Source organism: Streptococcus sp. 20925_1_69, assembly GCF_041432365.1.
GTDB lineage: Bacteria > Bacillota > Bacilli > Lactobacillales > Streptococcaceae > Streptococcus.
This window is the reverse complement of sequence record NZ_JAPVZL010000002.1, coordinates 44,904-59,844: the sequence shown is the minus strand read 5'-3', so window position 1 is coordinate 59,844 and position 14,941 is coordinate 44,904. Positions and strand designations below refer to the sequence as shown.

Annotated in this window: 15 protein-coding genes and 1 pseudogene; 15 read left to right on the top strand and 1 reads right to left on the bottom strand. The window is 41.8% G+C overall.

Annotated features, from left to right (window positions below; translation table 11 throughout):
• Positions 1–4 precede the first annotated feature (4 nt).
• Both uvrC and O3601_RS01720 read left to right on the top strand, forming a co-directional pair.
• Positions 5–1,852 (top strand): excinuclease ABC subunit UvrC, encoded by a 1,848-nt coding sequence (uvrC, locus tag O3601_RS01725; RefSeq protein WP_371470667.1) that lies wholly within the window; start codon positions 5–7, stop codon positions 1,850–1,852.
• Positions 1,842–2,675 (top strand): metallophosphoesterase, encoded by an 834-nt coding sequence (locus O3601_RS01720; protein ID WP_371470666.1) that lies wholly within the window; start codon positions 1,842–1,844, stop codon positions 2,673–2,675. The genes uvrC and O3601_RS01720 overlap by 11 nt, the downstream gene beginning before the upstream one ends.
• Positions 2,676–2,740: 65 nt before the next feature.
• Here the strand turns inward: O3601_RS01720 and O3601_RS01715 are convergent, their stop codons facing one another.
• Complete coding sequence (locus tag O3601_RS01715) at positions 2,741–3,541, bottom strand: amino acid ABC transporter substrate-binding protein (RefSeq protein ID WP_261074406.1); 801 nt, start codon at positions 3,539–3,541, stop codon at positions 2,741–2,743.
• 170 nt (positions 3,542–3,711) lie between these two features.
• On the opposite strand from O3601_RS01715, the gene O3601_RS01710 reads away from it, so the two are divergent.
• The 13 genes and pseudogenes from O3601_RS01710 (at position 3,712) to metA (ending at position 14,935) form a co-directional block, all read left to right on the top strand.
• On the top strand, positions 3,712–4,317 hold the full coding sequence (locus O3601_RS01710) for a nitroreductase family protein (protein WP_061589892.1): 606 nt from the start codon (positions 3,712–3,714) through the stop codon (positions 4,315–4,317).
• Between the two features lie 12 nt (positions 4,318–4,329).
• Positions 4,330–5,730 (top strand): dipeptidase PepV, encoded by a 1,401-nt coding sequence (gene pepV / locus O3601_RS01705; protein ID WP_371470664.1) that lies wholly within the window; start codon positions 4,330–4,332, stop codon positions 5,728–5,730.
• A 53-nt stretch (positions 5,731–5,783) separates the two neighbouring features.
• The gene (locus tag O3601_RS01700) at positions 5,784–6,374 is read left to right on the top strand and encodes a uracil-DNA glycosylase family protein (RefSeq protein WP_371470663.1); all 591 of its coding nucleotides are present in this window, start codon (positions 5,784–5,786) and stop codon (positions 6,372–6,374) included.
• The gene (locus O3601_RS01695; protein WP_261070668.1) at positions 6,371–6,658 is read left to right on the top strand and encodes a rhodanese-like domain-containing protein; all 288 of its coding nucleotides are present in this window, start codon (positions 6,371–6,373) and stop codon (positions 6,656–6,658) included. Before O3601_RS01700 ends, O3601_RS01695 begins: the two co-directional genes overlap by 4 nt.
• Before the next feature lie 170 nt (positions 6,659–6,828).
• Positions 6,829–8,154 (top strand): branched-chain amino acid transport system II carrier protein, encoded by a 1,326-nt coding sequence (gene brnQ / locus O3601_RS01690; protein WP_371470660.1) that lies wholly within the window; start codon positions 6,829–6,831, stop codon positions 8,152–8,154.
• A 97-nt stretch (positions 8,155–8,251) separates the two neighbouring features.
• Complete coding sequence (locus O3601_RS01685; RefSeq protein WP_371470658.1) at positions 8,252–9,289, top strand: M42 family metallopeptidase; 1,038 nt, start codon at positions 8,252–8,254, stop codon at positions 9,287–9,289.
• 1 nt (position 9,290) lies between these two features.
• Positions 9,291–9,759, top strand: a pseudogene (locus tag O3601_RS01680) (HIT family protein).
• Positions 9,760–9,761: 2 nt separating this feature from the next.
• A complete protein-coding gene (ldcB, locus tag O3601_RS01675) occupies positions 9,762–10,478 on the top strand; it encodes an LD-carboxypeptidase LdcB/DacB (protein WP_371470655.1) in 717 nt (238 codons plus the stop codon).
• A 122-nt stretch (positions 10,479–10,600) separates the two neighbouring features.
• Positions 10,601–11,026 (top strand): 50S ribosomal protein L11, encoded by a 426-nt coding sequence (rplK, locus tag O3601_RS01670; RefSeq protein ID WP_001085807.1) that lies wholly within the window; start codon positions 10,601–10,603, stop codon positions 11,024–11,026.
• A 97-nt stretch (positions 11,027–11,123) separates the two neighbouring features.
• Positions 11,124–11,813, top strand: coding sequence for a 50S ribosomal protein L1 (rplA, locus tag O3601_RS01665; protein WP_001085675.1), 690 nt, complete (start codon positions 11,124–11,126; stop codon positions 11,811–11,813).
• Between the two features lie 484 nt (positions 11,814–12,297).
• Positions 12,298–13,056, top strand: coding sequence for a class I SAM-dependent methyltransferase (locus tag O3601_RS01660; protein WP_371470622.1), 759 nt, complete (start codon positions 12,298–12,300; stop codon positions 13,054–13,056).
• An 86-nt stretch (positions 13,057–13,142) separates the two neighbouring features.
• Positions 13,143–13,655 (top strand): adenine phosphoribosyltransferase, encoded by a 513-nt coding sequence (locus O3601_RS01655; protein ID WP_001049318.1) that lies wholly within the window; start codon positions 13,143–13,145, stop codon positions 13,653–13,655.
• A gap of 335 nt (positions 13,656–13,990) precedes the next feature.
• On the top strand, positions 13,991–14,935 hold the full coding sequence (gene metA / locus O3601_RS01650) for a homoserine O-succinyltransferase (RefSeq protein WP_371470621.1): 945 nt from the start codon (positions 13,991–13,993) through the stop codon (positions 14,933–14,935).
• Positions 14,936–14,941: the final 6 nt, after the last annotated feature.

Here is a 14,941-nt window from a genome sequence, read left to right as displayed (position 1 = left end):
AACTATGAATAACTTGATTAAATCAAAACTAGAGCTCTTGCCGACCAGCCCTGGTTGCTACATTCACAAGGATAAAAACGGCACCATTATCTATGTAGGAAAGGCTAAAAATCTACGAAACCGTGTGAGGTCCTATTTCCGTGGAAGTCATGATACCAAGACAGAGGCTCTGGTGTCTGAAATTGTGGATTTTGAGTTTATCGTTACGGAGTCTAATATTGAGGCACTTCTCCTAGAAATCAACCTGATCAAGGAAAACAAGCCCAAGTACAATATCATGCTCAAGGATGATAAGTCTTACCCTTTCATAAAAATCACCAATGAGCGCTATCCTCGTTTGATTATCACCCGTCAGGTCAAAAAGGACGGAGGTCTTTATTTCGGTCCCTATCCAGATGTGGGCGCAGCCAATGAAATTAAGCGATTGCTGGATCGGATTTTTCCTTTTCGAAAGTGTACGAATCCACCGTCTAAGGTCTGTTTTTACTACCATATCGGCCAATGCATGGCCCACACTATCTGTAAGAAGGATGAGGCCTATTTCAAATCCATGGCTCAGGAGGTTTCTGATTTTCTGAAAGGGCAGGATGACAAAATTATCGATGACCTCAAGGGCAAGATGGCAGCGGCAGCCCAGACTATGGAATTTGAACGTGCAGCGGAATACCGTGACCTGATTCAGGCTATTGGAACGCTTCGAACCAAGCAACGGGTTATGGCTAAGGATCTCCAAAATCGCGATGTCTTTGGCTACTATGTGGACAAGGGCTGGATGTGTGTCCAGGTTTTCTTTGTCCGTCAGGGTAAGCTTATTGAGCGGGATGTCAATCTTTTCCCTTATTATAATGATCCGGATGAGGACTTTCTAACCTATGTAGGACAATTTTATCAAGAAAAATCTCATCTGGTTCCCAATGAGGTACTGATTCCGCAGGATATTGACGAAGAAGCTGTCAAGGTCTTGGTAGATACCAAGATTGTCAAACCCCAGCGTGGAGAGAAAAAACAGCTGGTCAATCTAGCCATAAAAAATGCACGAGTCAGCCTAGAGCAGAAATTCAACCTGCTGGAGAAATCTGTCGAAAAGACACAAGGAGCTATTGAAAATCTAGGACGTTTGCTCCAAATCCCAACCCCAGTTCGTATCGAATCTTTCGATAACTCCAACATCATGGGGACCAGTCCTGTTTCAGCCATGGTGGTCTTTGTTAACGGCAAACCTAGTAAGAAGGATTACCGTAAGTATAAAATCAAGACTGTCGTTGGACCAGACGACTATGCCAGTATGAGAGAAGTCATTCGCAGGCGCTATGGCCGAGTTCAACGTGATGGTTTAACCCCGCCAGATTTGATTGTGATTGATGGAGGACAAGGTCAAGTCAATATCGCCAAGCAAGTCATCCAAGAGGAGCTAGGCTTGGATATCCCCATTGCAGGTCTGCAAAAGAATGATAAGCACCAAACCCATGAATTGCTCTTTGGAGATCCGCTGAAGGTGGTGGAGTTGTCTCGCAATTCTCAGGAATTTTTCCTCCTCCAACGCATCCAAGATGAGGTTCACCGCTTTGCCATCACCTTCCACCGCCAACTGCGCTCCAAAAATTCCTTTTCATCACAACTGGATGGAATTGACGGTCTGGGACCTAAACGCAAGCAGAATCTTATGAAGCATTTCAAGTCTTTGACTAAAATCAAGGAAGCCAGTGTGGATGAGATTGTCGAAGTTGGGGTACCAAGAGCAGTTGCAGAAGCTGTGCAGAGGAAGTTGAACCCGCAGGAGGCAGAAGTCTTGCCTCAAGTGGCGGAAGAACAAGTAGATTATCAAACGGAAGGAAATCACAATGAAACATAAAATCGCAATTTTATCAGATATTCATGGCAATGCGACGGCCCTAGAAGCAGTGATTGCAGATGCTAAAAATCAAGGAGTCAGTGAATACTGGCTTCTGGGAGATATTTTTCTTCCTGGTCCAGGCGCAAATGACTTAGTCGCCCTGCTAAAGGACCTTTCTATCACAACCAGTGTTCGAGGCAATTGGGATGATCGTGTCCTTGAGGCCTTGGATGGCGAATATGGTTTGGAACATCCGAAAGAAATCCAGTCAATGCGCATGACCCAGTTTTTGATGGAGCAAATGGATCCTGCAACGATTGTCTGGCTACGAAGCTTGCCTTTGCTGGAAAAGAAAGAAATTGACGGATTGCGCTTTTCTATCTCTCATAATTTGCCAAATAAGAACTATGGTGGGGACCTACTGGTTGGGAATGATACAGATAAATTTGACCAACTGCTAGATGCGGAAACGGACGTGGCAGTTTATGGTCATGTTCACAAGCAGTTGCTTCGTTATGGAAGTCAAGGGCAACAAATCATCAATCCAGGGTCGATTGGCATGCCCTATTTTAATTGGGAGGCGTTAAAAAATCACCGTGCCCAGTATGCCGTGATAGAAGTTGAAGATGGGGAATTACTCAATATCCAATTTCGTAAAGTTGCTTATGATTACGAAGCTGAGTTAGAATTGGCCAAGTCCAAGGGACTTCCCTTTATCGAAATGTATGAAGAGCTACGAAGAGAAGATAACTATCAGGGGCACAATCTGAAATTATTAGCAAACTTAATAGAAAAGCATGGGTATGTAGAGGATGTGAAGAAATTTTTTGATTTTTTGTAAGAGTTTCCTAAAATAACCAATGCAAACTAAAAACGATTGGCTGGCCCAATCGTTTTTAATATATCTTATTGTAATTGAGATTGATCTGGAAGATAAGAACCACCTAGATAGGTATTGCTGAGTTTTTCAAGAGTTCCATCTTGATAGAGTTCTTTGAGCGCTTTATCAAATTGCTCTTTAAACTCTTTTTGGTCGCTTGAGAAAACGATATAGTTGCTGGGACTATCGGCAGAAGGTAAATCAACAACTGAAAGGTCTAATCCACGGTCCTTGATAATCTTTTGAACGGATACTTTGTCAAAAACTAGGAAATCAAACTCTCCGTTAGCAAGGTCTAGGATTCGTTTGCCGATATCTTCACCAGAAAAATCGATAGTAGCGGGATTGTCAGTGTGTTTTTGATTCCAGTTATTGATGAATTGAGCGTTTGAAGTTCCAGTATCCTCTTGCGTTGTTTTGCCAGCGATTTGGTCAAGTGAAGTCAGAGGATTTTTCTTGTTACTGACGAGGACGAGGGGATTGTTCGAAATTGGAAGTGAGTAGAGGTATTTTTCAGCACGCTCTTTTGTATAACTCAAGTTGTTGGCTGCGGCTTGATAGTGACCAGAATCAAGTCCTGGGAAGATGCTCTCCCAAGCAGTTCTTTGGAATTGAATCTCGTAGTCGCTGAGTTTTTCATCTACTGCTTTTAGAACTTCGATGTCGAAGCCTGTCAGATTGCCCTTGTCTTCGTAGTCAAATGGCGGCACATCACCAGCTGTAGCAACGACGATTGTCTTTTGAGAGCTGGTCTCTTTGGGTGTGGCTTGATTCCCACAGGCAACCAAAAATGGTAGGATGGCTAATAATAGGCTAAATTTTTTCATAATATCTCCATTCAAATGTAAAGTACTTGCTAGTTTATCAGAAATGTTCCTGATGAACCAATATATATTTTTTATGACTGTAATAAAAAATCTTAATCATGAAAAATCCCTGCAAGCTCTTTCAAATTATGGTAGAATGGAAGCAGTAGAATTAGAAAAGGAAATCGATTATGAAATTTCTTGAATTAAACAAAAAACGTCATGCGACTAAGCAGTTTACTGATAAGCCTGTTGATCCAAAAGATGTGCGTACGGCTATCGAAATTGCAACCTTGGCTCCAAGCGCTCACAACAGCCAGCCTTGGAAATTTGTGGTGGTTCGTGAGAAAAATGCTGAATTGGCAAAGTTGGCTTATGGCTCGAACTTTGAGCAGGTATCATCAGCACCTGTAACCATTGCCCTCTTTACAGATACGGACTTAGCCAAACGTGCTCGCAAGATTGCCCGTGTCGGTGGGGCAAAGAATTTCTCAGAAGAACAACTTCAATATTTCATGAAGAACTTGCCTGCTGAATTTGCGCGTTACAATGAGCAACAAGTCAGCGACTACCTGGCCCTCAATGCTGGTTTGGTTGCGATGAACTTGGTTCTCGCTCTTACAGACCAAGGAATTGGCTCAAACCTTATCCTTGGTTTTGACAAATCAAAAATCAATGAAGTTTTGGACATTGAAGACCGTTTCCGCCCAGAACTTTTGATTACGGTAGGCTATACGGACGAAAAATTAGAACCAAGCTACCGCTTGCCAGTAGATGAAATTATCGAGAAAAGATAGAAGGAAGATATTATGACAGCAATTGATTTTACAGCAGAAGTAGAAAAACGCAAAGAAGACCTCTTGGCTGACTTGTTTAGCCTTTTGGAAATTAACTCAGAACGTGACGATAGCAAGGCGGACGCTCAGCATCCATTTGGTCCTGGTCCAGTAAAAGCCTTGGAGAAATTCCTTGAAATCGCAGACCGTGATGGCTACCCAACTAAGAATGTTGATAACTACGCAGGGCATTTCGAGTTTGGTCAGGGAGAAGAAGTTCTCGGAATCTTTGCCCACATGGACGTAGTGCCTGCTGGTAGCGGTTGGGACACAGATCCTTACACACCAACTATCAAAAATGGTCGCCTTTATGCGCGTGGTGCTTCTGATGACAAGGGACCTACAACAGCTTGTTACTATGGCTTGAAAATCATCAAAGAATTGGGCCTTCCAACTTCTAAGAAAGTCCGCTTCATCGTGGGAACTGATGAAGAATCAGGCTGGGCAGACATGGACTACTACTTCGAGCACGTAGGACTTGCAAAACCAGACTTCGGTTTCTCTCCAGATGCTGAATTCCCTATCATCAACGGTGAAAAAGGAAATATCACTGAATATCTTCACTTTGCAGGTGAAAATGCAGGTGCTGCCCGTCTTCATAGCTTTACAGGTGGTTTGCGTGAAAACATGGTACCTGAATCAGCAACAGCAGTTGTTTCAGGTGACTTGGATGACTTGCAAGCTAAACTAGATGCCTTTGTTGCAGAACACAAGCTCAGAGGAGAAATTCAAGAAGAAGCTGGTCAACACAAGGTGACGATCATTGGTAAATCAGCCCACGGTGCTATGCCTGCTTCAGGTGTCAATGGTGCGACTTACCTAGCCCTCTTCCTCAGCCAGTTCGACTTTGCTGGACCAGCAAAAGACTACCTTGATATTGCTGGTAAAATTCTTTTGAACGACCATGAGGGTGAAAACCTTAAGATTGCCCATGTGGATGAAAAGATGGGTGCCCTTTCTATGAATGCGGGCGTCTTCCGTTTTGATGAAACAAGCGCTGATAATACCATTGCCCTTAATATCCGCTATCCAAAAGGAACAAGTCCAGAGCAAATCAAGTCAATACTTGAAAACTTGCCAGTTGCTTCTGTTAGCCTTTCTGAACATGGTCACACGCCTCACTATGTGCCAATGGAAGATCCACTTGTGCAAACCTTGTTGAATGTTTATGAAAAACAAACTGGACTTAAAGGTCATGAGCAAGTTATCGGTGGTGGTACTTTTGGTCGCTTGCTTGAACGTGGGGTTGCCTACGGAGCCATGTTCCCAGACTCAATTGACACCATGCACCAAGCCAATGAATTTATCGCCTTGGACGATCTCTTCCGAGCAGCAGCAATCTATGCCGAAGCTATTTACGAATTGATCAAATAAAACGATAGAAGTCTGAGATCTTATGCTTAGACTTCTTTTTGGAGGTAAAGTAGATGTCTCAAATTGAAAGAATCAAGCAGGCTATTATGGCAGATCCGCAGAATGCTACCTATACAAAGCGTGGCATCGAGCCTCTCTTTGCAGCGCCAAAGACTGCTCGCATCAATATCATCGGTCAAGCGCCTGGTCTTAAAACCCAAGAAGCAGGTCTTTACTGGAAGGATAAAAGTGGTGATCGTTTGCGAGATTGGCTTGGTGTTGACGAAGACACTTTTTACAATTCAGGATATTTTGCTGTTTTGCCTATGGATTTTTACTTTCCAGGACATGGCAAGTCAGGTGACCTGCCACCGAGAACTGGCTTTGCTGAAAAATGGCATCCGCAGCTCTTGCAAGAATTACCCGATATTCAATTGACCCTCTTGATTGGGCAATATGCCCAGGCCTACTATTTGCAGGAGAAAATCAGTGGCAAGGTAACAGATCGGGTAAAACATTACCAGAACTACTTGCCAACCTATTTTCCACTAGTTCACCCCTCGCCGCGAAATCAAATCTGGATGGCCAAAAATCCTTGGTTTGAGTCAGAAGTGGTGCCAGATTTGAAAAAAAGAATTAAAACTATTTTAGGAGAAAAAGAATGAAAGAAATAACCTTTGACGCATTTTACCAGCTTTACCAAAATGACCAACTTTCTTTAGTGGACGTGAGAGAAGTGGATGAGTTTGATGCTCTTCATCTAGAAGGTGCTCGTAATCTACCGCTGAGTCGATTGCCTGATATCTATGATCAGTTGGACAAGGACCAGTCGCATTATGTCATTTGTAAATCTGGGATGAGATCGGCGCGTGCTTGCCAATTTCTAGCTGAACAAGGTTATGAGGTTATCAATGTCCAAGGTGGCATGATGGCCTTTGAAGAACTTTAAAAATTTGTATTTCTCCTACTTGGTGTGAACTAGGTAGGAGAATCTTATTTTTAGATAATTCTCATTTTTAAGAATCTTGAAAACATTCAATATTTACTTCGTGAAGCTTTTTTCATACTCCTATTCATGATATACTAGGTCAGTATTTTATAAATATGAAGGAGATTTACATGGCTAAAAAAGGTGCCCTAACAGGTTTGCTCCTGTTTGGAATATTTTTTGGTGCGGGAAATTTGATTTTTCCGCCTTCTCTAGGTGCTCTATCTGGAGAACATTTTCTTCCTGCCATCGCAGGTTTTGTCTTTTCAGGCGTCGGTATCGCCGTCTTGACCCTTATTATTGGAACGCTAAATCCTAAAGGATATATTTACGAGATTTCAACAAAGATAGCGCCTTGGTTTGCGACTCTATACCTCTCAGTTCTTTACTTGTCAATCGGTCCATTCTTTGCTATCCCACGTACTGCTACAACAGCTTACGAAGTAGGGATTAGCCCTCTTTTGTCGGATGCAAATAAAGGTCTTGGTTTGATTATCTTTACGGTTCTGTATTTTGCGGCAGCCTATTTGATTTCGCTTAATCCATCAAAAATCTTGGACCGCATTGGACGTATTTTAACGCCAGTCTTTGCGATTTTGATTGTTATCTTGGTTGTTCTGGGAGCTTTCAAATACGGTGGAACAAGTCCTCAAGCTGCTTCAGCTGCTTATCAAGCTTCTGCTTTTGGTACAGGTTTCCTAGAAGGTTACAACACCTTGGACGCCCTTGCTTCAGTTGCCTTTAGTGTAATCGCAGTTCAAACCTTGAAACAACTTGGCTTCTCAAGTAAGAAAGAATACATTTCAACTATTTGGGTTGTTGGTATCGTTGTTGCCCTTGCCTTCAGCGCTCTTTACATCGGGTTAGGGTTCCTTGGAAATCATTTCCCGGTACCAGCTGAAGCGATGAAGGGTGGAACACCAGGTGTTTACATCTTGTCACAAGCCACTCAAGAAATCTTTGGCTCAACAGCCCAACTCTTCCTTGCAGCTATGGTTACCGTAACCTGCTTCACAACAACAGTTGGTTTGATTGTGTCAACAGCTGAGTTCTTTAATGAACGCTTCCCACAAATCAGCTACAAGGTTTATGCGACAACCTTTACCTTGATTGGATTTGCCATTGCCAATTTGGGTCTTGATGCGATTATCAAGTACTCAATTCCAGTACTGGTTATCTTGTACCCAATCACCATTGCCATCGTTATGATTGTCATTGTCAACAAATTTGTGGCTCTTTCAAAACCAGGTATGCAGTTGACAATTGCTGTTGTTACAGCCATTGCCATTGCAAGCGTACTAGGAAGCTCGTTTAAGGTTGAGTTTCTTGCAAACCTTGTCAACGCTCTTCCTTTTGCCAAGGCATCTCTCCCATGGTTAGTACCAGCTGTTGTCGGAATCTTGCTCTCATTGGTTCTACCAAACAAGCAAGAAAGCGATGTTTTTGAAATGGAATAATCACTGAAATCACTTTTGTAGCCAAGTCTACAGGAGTGATTTTCTTTTTTTATCCGATGATAAATGTGTTATAATAGGTAGCAAAAGAGGTGAAGAAATGAATCAAACAGTAGAATATATCAAAGAACTGACAGCCATTGCGTCTCCAACGGGTTTCACTCGTGAGGTTTCGGACTATTTAGTCAAGACTCTAGAAGGTTTTGGTTATCAGCCAGTTCGCACAGCCAAGGGCGGTGTCAATGTAACTATTAAAGGTCAAAATGACGAGCAACATCGCTATGTGACTGCCCATGTAGATACGCTTGGTGCTATTGTCCGTGCTGTCAAACCAGACGGCCGTCTCAAATTGGACCGTATCGGTGGTTTTCCTTGGAATATGATTGAAGGAGAAAACTGTACCGTTCACGTAGCTAGTACAGATCAAAAGGTATCAGGAACTATTCTCATCCACCAGACTTCTTGCCATGTCTACAAGGATGCAGGAACTGCAGAACGCACGCAGGACAATATGGAAGTGCGTTTGGACGCAAAAGTAACCAATGAAAAAGAAACTCGAGCCTTGGGGATTGAGGTCGGTGATTTTATCAGCTTTGACCCACGAACTATCGTGACAGAGACAGGATTTATCAAGTCTCGTCATTTGGACGATAAGGTCAGTGCAGCAATTTTGCTTAACCTGCTTCGTATTTATAAGGAAGAGAAGATTGAATTACCAGTAACAACTCATTTTGCTTTTTCAGTCTTTGAAGAAGTGGGACACGGTGCAAACTCTAGCATTCCTGCTCAAGTAGTTGAATATCTGGCTGTGGACATGGGAGCCATGGGCGATGACCAGCAGACAGACGAATATACAGTGTCTATCTGTGTCAAGGATGCTTCTGGACCTTATCACTATGACTTCCGTCAACATTTGGTTGCTTTAGCGAAAGAGCAAGATATTCCATTTAAGCTGGACATCTATCCATTTTATGGTTCGGATGCTTCGGCAGCTATGTCTGCAGGGGCAGAAGTCAAACACGCCCTTCTTGGTGCGGGTATCGAGTCTAGTCATTCTTATGAGCGTACCCATATTGACTCAGTTGTCGCAACAGAGCGTATGGTTGATGCCTATCTTAAGAGTGCATTGGTAGACTAATATGTGCCTTATTTGCCAGAGAATTGAGCTCATCAAGGCTGGGGAAAATCCCTATTTTGTCAAAGAGTTGGAAACAGGCTATCTTGTGGTTGGAGACCACCAGTATTTTGCAGGCTATAGTCTCTTTCTAGCCAAGGAACACGTCACCGAATTGCACCATTTGAAAAAGGAGACAAGACTCCGTTTTCTAGAAGAAATGAGTTTAGTCCAAGAGGCAGTTGCCAAGGCCTTTGCTGCTGAGAAAATGAATATCGAACTGCTAGGAAACAGATGCCCATCTCCATTGGCATCTGTTTCCTAGACGAAGAGGTGATATGAATGGTTATGGTCTCAATGGACGTGGTCCAGTATGGTGGGTTCCCTTTGAAGAAATGACAGCAGAAATCTGCCAAGCAAAACCTGATGAGATTAAAAGATTAGTCGAATGTTTATCATCAGAAGTAGATAAACTATTAGAAATAAAGGAGTAAAGATGAAAAAAAGATACCTTGTCTTGTCAGCCTTGCTAGCCTTGAGTCTAGCAGCTTGTTCACAAGAAAAAACAAAAAATGAAGATGGCGCAACTAAGACAGAACAAACAGCCAAAGCTGATGGAGCAGTCGGCAGTAAATCTCAGGGAGCTGCCCAGAAAAAAGCAGAAGTGGTTAACAAAGGAGACTACTACAGCATCCAAGGGAAATACGATGAAATCATTGTAGCCAATAAACACTATCCATTGTCTAAAGACTATAATCCAGGGGAAAATCCAACAGCCAAGGCAGAGTTGATCAAACTCATCAAAGCGATGCAAGAGGCAGGTTTCCCCATTAGCGACCATTACAGTGGCTTTAGAAGTTATGAAACTCAGACCAAGCTCTATCAAGATTATGTCAATCAAGATGGGAAAGAAGCTGCCGACCGTTATTCTGCCCGTCCTGGCTATAGCGAGCACCAGACAGGCTTGGCTTTTGATGTGATTGGGACAAATGGTGATTTGGTGACAGAAGAAAAAGCGGCCCAATGGCTCTTGGACCATGCGGCTGATTATGGTTTTGTTGTTCGCTATCTCAAAGGCAAGGAAAAGGAAACAGGCTATATGGCTGAAGAATGGCACCTTCGTTATGTCGGAAAAGAAGCAAAAGAAATAGCTGAAAGTGGTCTCAGTTTGGAAGAGTATTACGGCTTTGAAGGCGGAGATTACGTCGATTAAAAAATAAACTTTTCTCTTGCAATTCTAGATAAATAGTGTATAATAGATGGGTATGTGAAAAGCATACTTGTGGGAGGTAAAAATCTTTAATTACCGCCAAAACCACAAAGGAGGATTTAAAAATGGCTAAAAAAGTCGAAAAACTTGTAAAATTGCAAATCCCTGCTGGTAAAGCTACACCAGCTCCACCGGTTGGACCTGCTCTTGGTCAAGCTGGTATCAACATCATGGGATTCACAAAAGAGTTCAACGCTCGTACAGCTGACCAAGCTGGTATGATTATTCCAGTTGTTATCTCAGTTTACGAAGATAAATCATTTACTTTCATCACTAAAACACCACCAGCTGCTGTTCTTTTGAAAAAAGCTGCAGGTGTTGAAAAGGGATCAGGTACGCCTAACAAAACTAAAGTTGCTACAGTTACTCGTGCACAAGTACAAGAAATTGCAGAAACTAAGATGCCAGATTTGAACGCAGCAAACGTAGAGTCTGCAATGCGTATGATCGAAGGTACTGCTCGTTCTATGGGATTCACTGTTGTTGACTAATCAATAACACCCCCAATATAACCCGCAAGACTTCATCATTTCGAGGAGTGACGTGGGAGATGAAAATCGATTGAACCACTTACAAGGAGAATAGAAAATGGCTAAAAAAAGCAAACAACTTCGTGCTGCTCTTGAGAAAATCGACAGCACAAAAGCATACAGCGTAGAAGAAGCTGTAGCACTTGCAAAAGAAACTAACTTTGCAAAATTTGACGCAACTGTAGAAGTTGCTTACAACTTGAACATCGACGTTAAAAAAGCTGACCAACAAATCCGTGGAGCAATGGTATTGCCAAACGGTACTGGTAAAACTTCACGCGTTCTTGTTTTCGCACGTGGTGCAAAAGCTGAAGAAGCAAAAGCTGCTGGTGCAGACTTTGTTGGTGAAGATGACCTTGTTGCTAAAATCAACGACGGTTGGTTGGACTTCGACGTAGTTATCGCTACACCCGACATGATGGCTCTTGTTGGACGTCTTGGACGTGTCCTTGGACCACGTAACTTGATGCCAAACCCTAAAACTGGTACTGTAACAATGGATGTTGCAAAAGCAGTTGAAGAGTCTAAAGGTGGTAAAATCACTTACCGTGCTGACCGTGCAGGTAACGTTCAAGCAATCATCGGTAAAGTATCATTTGAAGCTGAAAAATTGGTTGAAAACTTCAAAGCTTTCAACGAAACAATTCAAAAAGCAAAACCAGCTACAGCTAAAGGAACTTACGTAACAAACTTGACTATCACAACTACTCAAGGTGTTGGTATCAAAGTTGACGTAAACTCACTTTAATCAGTAGTTTATACAGAGAGAACGAGTACGAAAGTGCTCGTTTTTTTGGCGTACGACGGGCATGTCGTACATCTGAGGTGTAAGTCCTCGGTAGGCACCTGCTACCGGTGAACCCAATAGCGATTCCCAAGCCTGACTATCGTGAGGTAGCGGATTAAAACGGTCTGGGGATAGACCGTTTTAAGTCTGACGTTGGAAATTAGAACCGTCAGAGGAAGGGATAGCGAAATCGTGGCTCTACGAACAGGAAGGTGGAGGTTCGTATAATGGATGAAGATGAGAGCAATTCCAAAGTACAAAAATAGTCGTAACCTGAATGTGTAAATGATGGGAGGAATTGAATTCGAACTAGAGAGGTAATAATAAATTTATGCTATAGTCATGGTGGTTTGTATGCGTTTGATTATAGTTCATCAAATAATAGATTAGAATTGTTAGATAATATCATTTTATGCTATAATGAAGAAAAAATAGAGGTGTTCAAATGTCAGAAGCAGGTCATAAGTTTTTAGCAAAACTGGGGAAAAAACGCTTACGTCCAGGTGGAAAACGTGCTACAGATTGGTTAATTGCGGAAGGAGGATTTTCAAAAGAAAAGAGAATACTAGAAGTTGCGTGTAATAGGGGAACTACAGCAATTGAGTTGGCACAGCGTTTTGGTTGTAAGATAACTGCTGTTGATATGGATGCTCAAGCTTTAGAAGTGGCTAAAAAATCTGCTGAAACGGCAGGTGTTGCTCATTTAATCAGTTTTGAAAGAGCTAATGCAATGAAACTTCCTTATGAAGATGCTAGTTTTGATATTGTTATAAATGAAGCTATGCTGACTATGCAAGCCGATCAAGCTAAGAAAAAATGTGTAATGGAATATCTAAGGGTTTTAAAACCTGAGGGTCTTCTCTTGACACATGATGTGCTTCTTAAGGAAGCTAAAGAGTCTGTCAGACAGGAACTGTCACAAGTAATTCATGTAAATGTGGGTCCTTTAACTCAAGATGGTTGGGAAGAGGTGATGATAGAATCAGGTTATTGTGATGTGAAAGTATTGACTGGTGAAATGACATTAATGAAATTATCGGGTATGATTTATGACGAAGGTTGGCTAGGAACCTTGAAAATTTGTGTAAATGCTTGTAAAAAGGAGAATAGAAAGCAGTTTTTAACTATGTATAAAATGTTTGATAAGAATAAACAGAACTTGGGCTTTATTGCTATGGCTAGTCATAAATCGTCAAATCGTTAGATAATCATTGAAGTTAACTTTTCCTTTTTTCTTTCTTAAAAAATATGCTATAATAGAGAGTAAAAAACTTTGAAAGAAAGAAAAAGATGAATTTAAAAGATTATATTGCAACAATTGAAAATTATCCAAAGGAAGGAATTACCTTCCGTGATATTAGTCCTTTGATGGCTGATGGGAATGCTTATAGCTATGCTGTTCGTGAAATTGTTCAGTATGCCACTGACAAGAAAATAGACATGATTGTAGGACCTGAGGCTCGTGGTTTTATCGTGGGCTGTCCAGTTGCCTTTGAGTTGGGAATTGGTTTTGCACCTGTTCGTAAGCCAGGTAAATTGCCACGTGAAGTCATTTCTGCTGACTATGAAAAAGAGTACGGTGTTGATACTCTGACTATGCACGCGGATGCCATCAAGCCTGGTCAACGTGTTCTTATCGTAGATGACCTCTTGGCAACAGGTGGAACTGTTAAAGCAACCATCGAAATGATTGAAAAACTTGGTGGTGTTGTAGCAGGTTGTGCCTTCCTTGTTGAATTGGATGAATTGAACGGTCGTGAAAAAATCGGTGACTACGATTACAAAGTTCTTATGCATTATTAATGAAAAACAGTCCCTAGGGCTGTTTTCTCTACATTAGGATATAAAAATAGACTATAGCTAGTTAGAGAAAAACTATAATTGAAAACTATATCTTCTTGCAGTATAATAAAAGGACTAAGTGTTTGAGATTTAGTTTCATACTCAATGAAAATCAAAGAGCAAACTAGGAAACTAGCCGCAGGTTGCTCAAAACACTGTTTTGAGGTTGTAGATGGAACTGACGTAGTTAGTATCCTACACATACGGCAAGGCAACGTTGACGCGGTTCGAAGAGATTTTCGAAGAGTTTCAAACATATGCAATGATTCCTGAAAGAGTACAGTTAGGAGAGGGTTATGCCGATTCGAATTGATAAAAAACTACCAGCTGTTGAGATTTTACGGACAGAGAATATCTTTGTCATGGATGATCAACGTGCGGCCCACCAAGATATCCGTCCCTTGAAGATTTTAATTTTAAATCTCATGCCACAGAAAATGGTCACAGAAACCCAGTTGTTACGTCATTTGGCCAATACACCCCTGCAACTGGATATTGATTTTCTCTATATGGAGAGCCATCGTTCCAAGACAACTCGTTCAGAACATATGGAGACTTTTTATAAAACCTTTCCTGAAGTCAAGGATGAGTATTTTGATGGGATGATTATCACGGGTGCTCCAGTTGAGCATTTACCATTTGAGGAAGTAGACTATTGGGAGGAATTCAGTCAGGTAATCGAGTGGTCCAAGACCCATGTCTATTCAACCCTTCATATCTGTTGGGGTGCTCAGGCTGGTCTTTATTTGCGCTATGGAGTGGAAAAATACCAGATGGACAGTAAGTTATCGGGTATCTATCCTCAGGATACTTTAAAAGAAGGGCACCTTCTCTTTAGAGGCTTTGACGATAGCTACGTTTCCCCTCATTCACGGCACACGGAGATTTCTAAGGAAGAGATCCTAAACAAAACCAATCTCGAAATTTTATCAGAAGGACCTCAGGTTGGGGTTTCGATTTTGGCCAGTCGTGATTTACGTGAAATTTATAGCTTTGGGCATTTGGAATATGACCGTGATACCTTGGCAAAAGAGTATTTTAGGGATCGTGATGCAGGTTTAGATCCTCATGTTCCAGAAAATTACTTTAAGGATGATGATGTCAATCAGGTACCTTGTCTTTGTTGGGCTTCATCAGCAGCCCTCTTTTTCAGTAACTGGGTAAACTATGCGGTCTATCAGGAGACGCCTTTTGACTGGAGAAAGATAGAAGATGATGCATCTGCATATGGGTATTTATAAGAGGAA

What these genes read in the sequence shown, in the direction of transcription:
- metA (WP_371470621.1), top strand. Translation starts at nt 13,991, where the DNA reads ATGCCGATTCGAATTGATAAAAAACTACCAGCTGTTGAGATTTTACGG.
- O3601_RS01720 (WP_371470666.1), top strand. Translation starts at nt 1,842, where the DNA reads ATGAAACATAAAATCGCAATTTTATCAGATATTCATGGCAATGCGACG.
- pepV (WP_371470664.1), top strand. Translation starts at nt 4,330, where the DNA reads ATGACAGCAATTGATTTTACAGCAGAAGTAGAAAAACGCAAAGAAGAC.
- uvrC (WP_371470667.1), top strand. Translation starts at nt 5, where the DNA reads ATGAATAACTTGATTAAATCAAAACTAGAGCTCTTGCCGACCAGCCCT.
- O3601_RS01710 (WP_061589892.1), top strand. Translation starts at nt 3,712, where the DNA reads ATGAAATTTCTTGAATTAAACAAAAAACGTCATGCGACTAAGCAGTTT.
- O3601_RS01685 (WP_371470658.1), top strand. Translation starts at nt 8,252, where the DNA reads ATGAATCAAACAGTAGAATATATCAAAGAACTGACAGCCATTGCGTCT.
- brnQ (WP_371470660.1), top strand. Translation starts at nt 6,829, where the DNA reads ATGGCTAAAAAAGGTGCCCTAACAGGTTTGCTCCTGTTTGGAATATTT.
- O3601_RS01715 (WP_261074406.1), bottom strand. Translation starts at nt 3,541, where the DNA reads ATGAAAAAATTTAGCCTATTATTAGCCATCCTACCATTTTTGGTTGCC.
- O3601_RS01700 (WP_371470663.1), top strand. Translation starts at nt 5,784, where the DNA reads ATGTCTCAAATTGAAAGAATCAAGCAGGCTATTATGGCAGATCCGCAG.
- O3601_RS01660 (WP_371470622.1), top strand. Translation starts at nt 12,298, where the DNA reads ATGTCAGAAGCAGGTCATAAGTTTTTAGCAAAACTGGGGAAAAAACGC.
- O3601_RS01655 (WP_001049318.1), top strand. Translation starts at nt 13,143, where the DNA reads ATGAATTTAAAAGATTATATTGCAACAATTGAAAATTATCCAAAGGAA.
- rplA (WP_001085675.1), top strand. Translation starts at nt 11,124, where the DNA reads ATGGCTAAAAAAAGCAAACAACTTCGTGCTGCTCTTGAGAAAATCGAC.
- ldcB (WP_371470655.1), top strand. Translation starts at nt 9,762, where the DNA reads ATGAAAAAAAGATACCTTGTCTTGTCAGCCTTGCTAGCCTTGAGTCTA.
- rplK (WP_001085807.1), top strand. Translation starts at nt 10,601, where the DNA reads ATGGCTAAAAAAGTCGAAAAACTTGTAAAATTGCAAATCCCTGCTGGT.
- O3601_RS01695 (WP_261070668.1), top strand. Translation starts at nt 6,371, where the DNA reads ATGAAAGAAATAACCTTTGACGCATTTTACCAGCTTTACCAAAATGAC.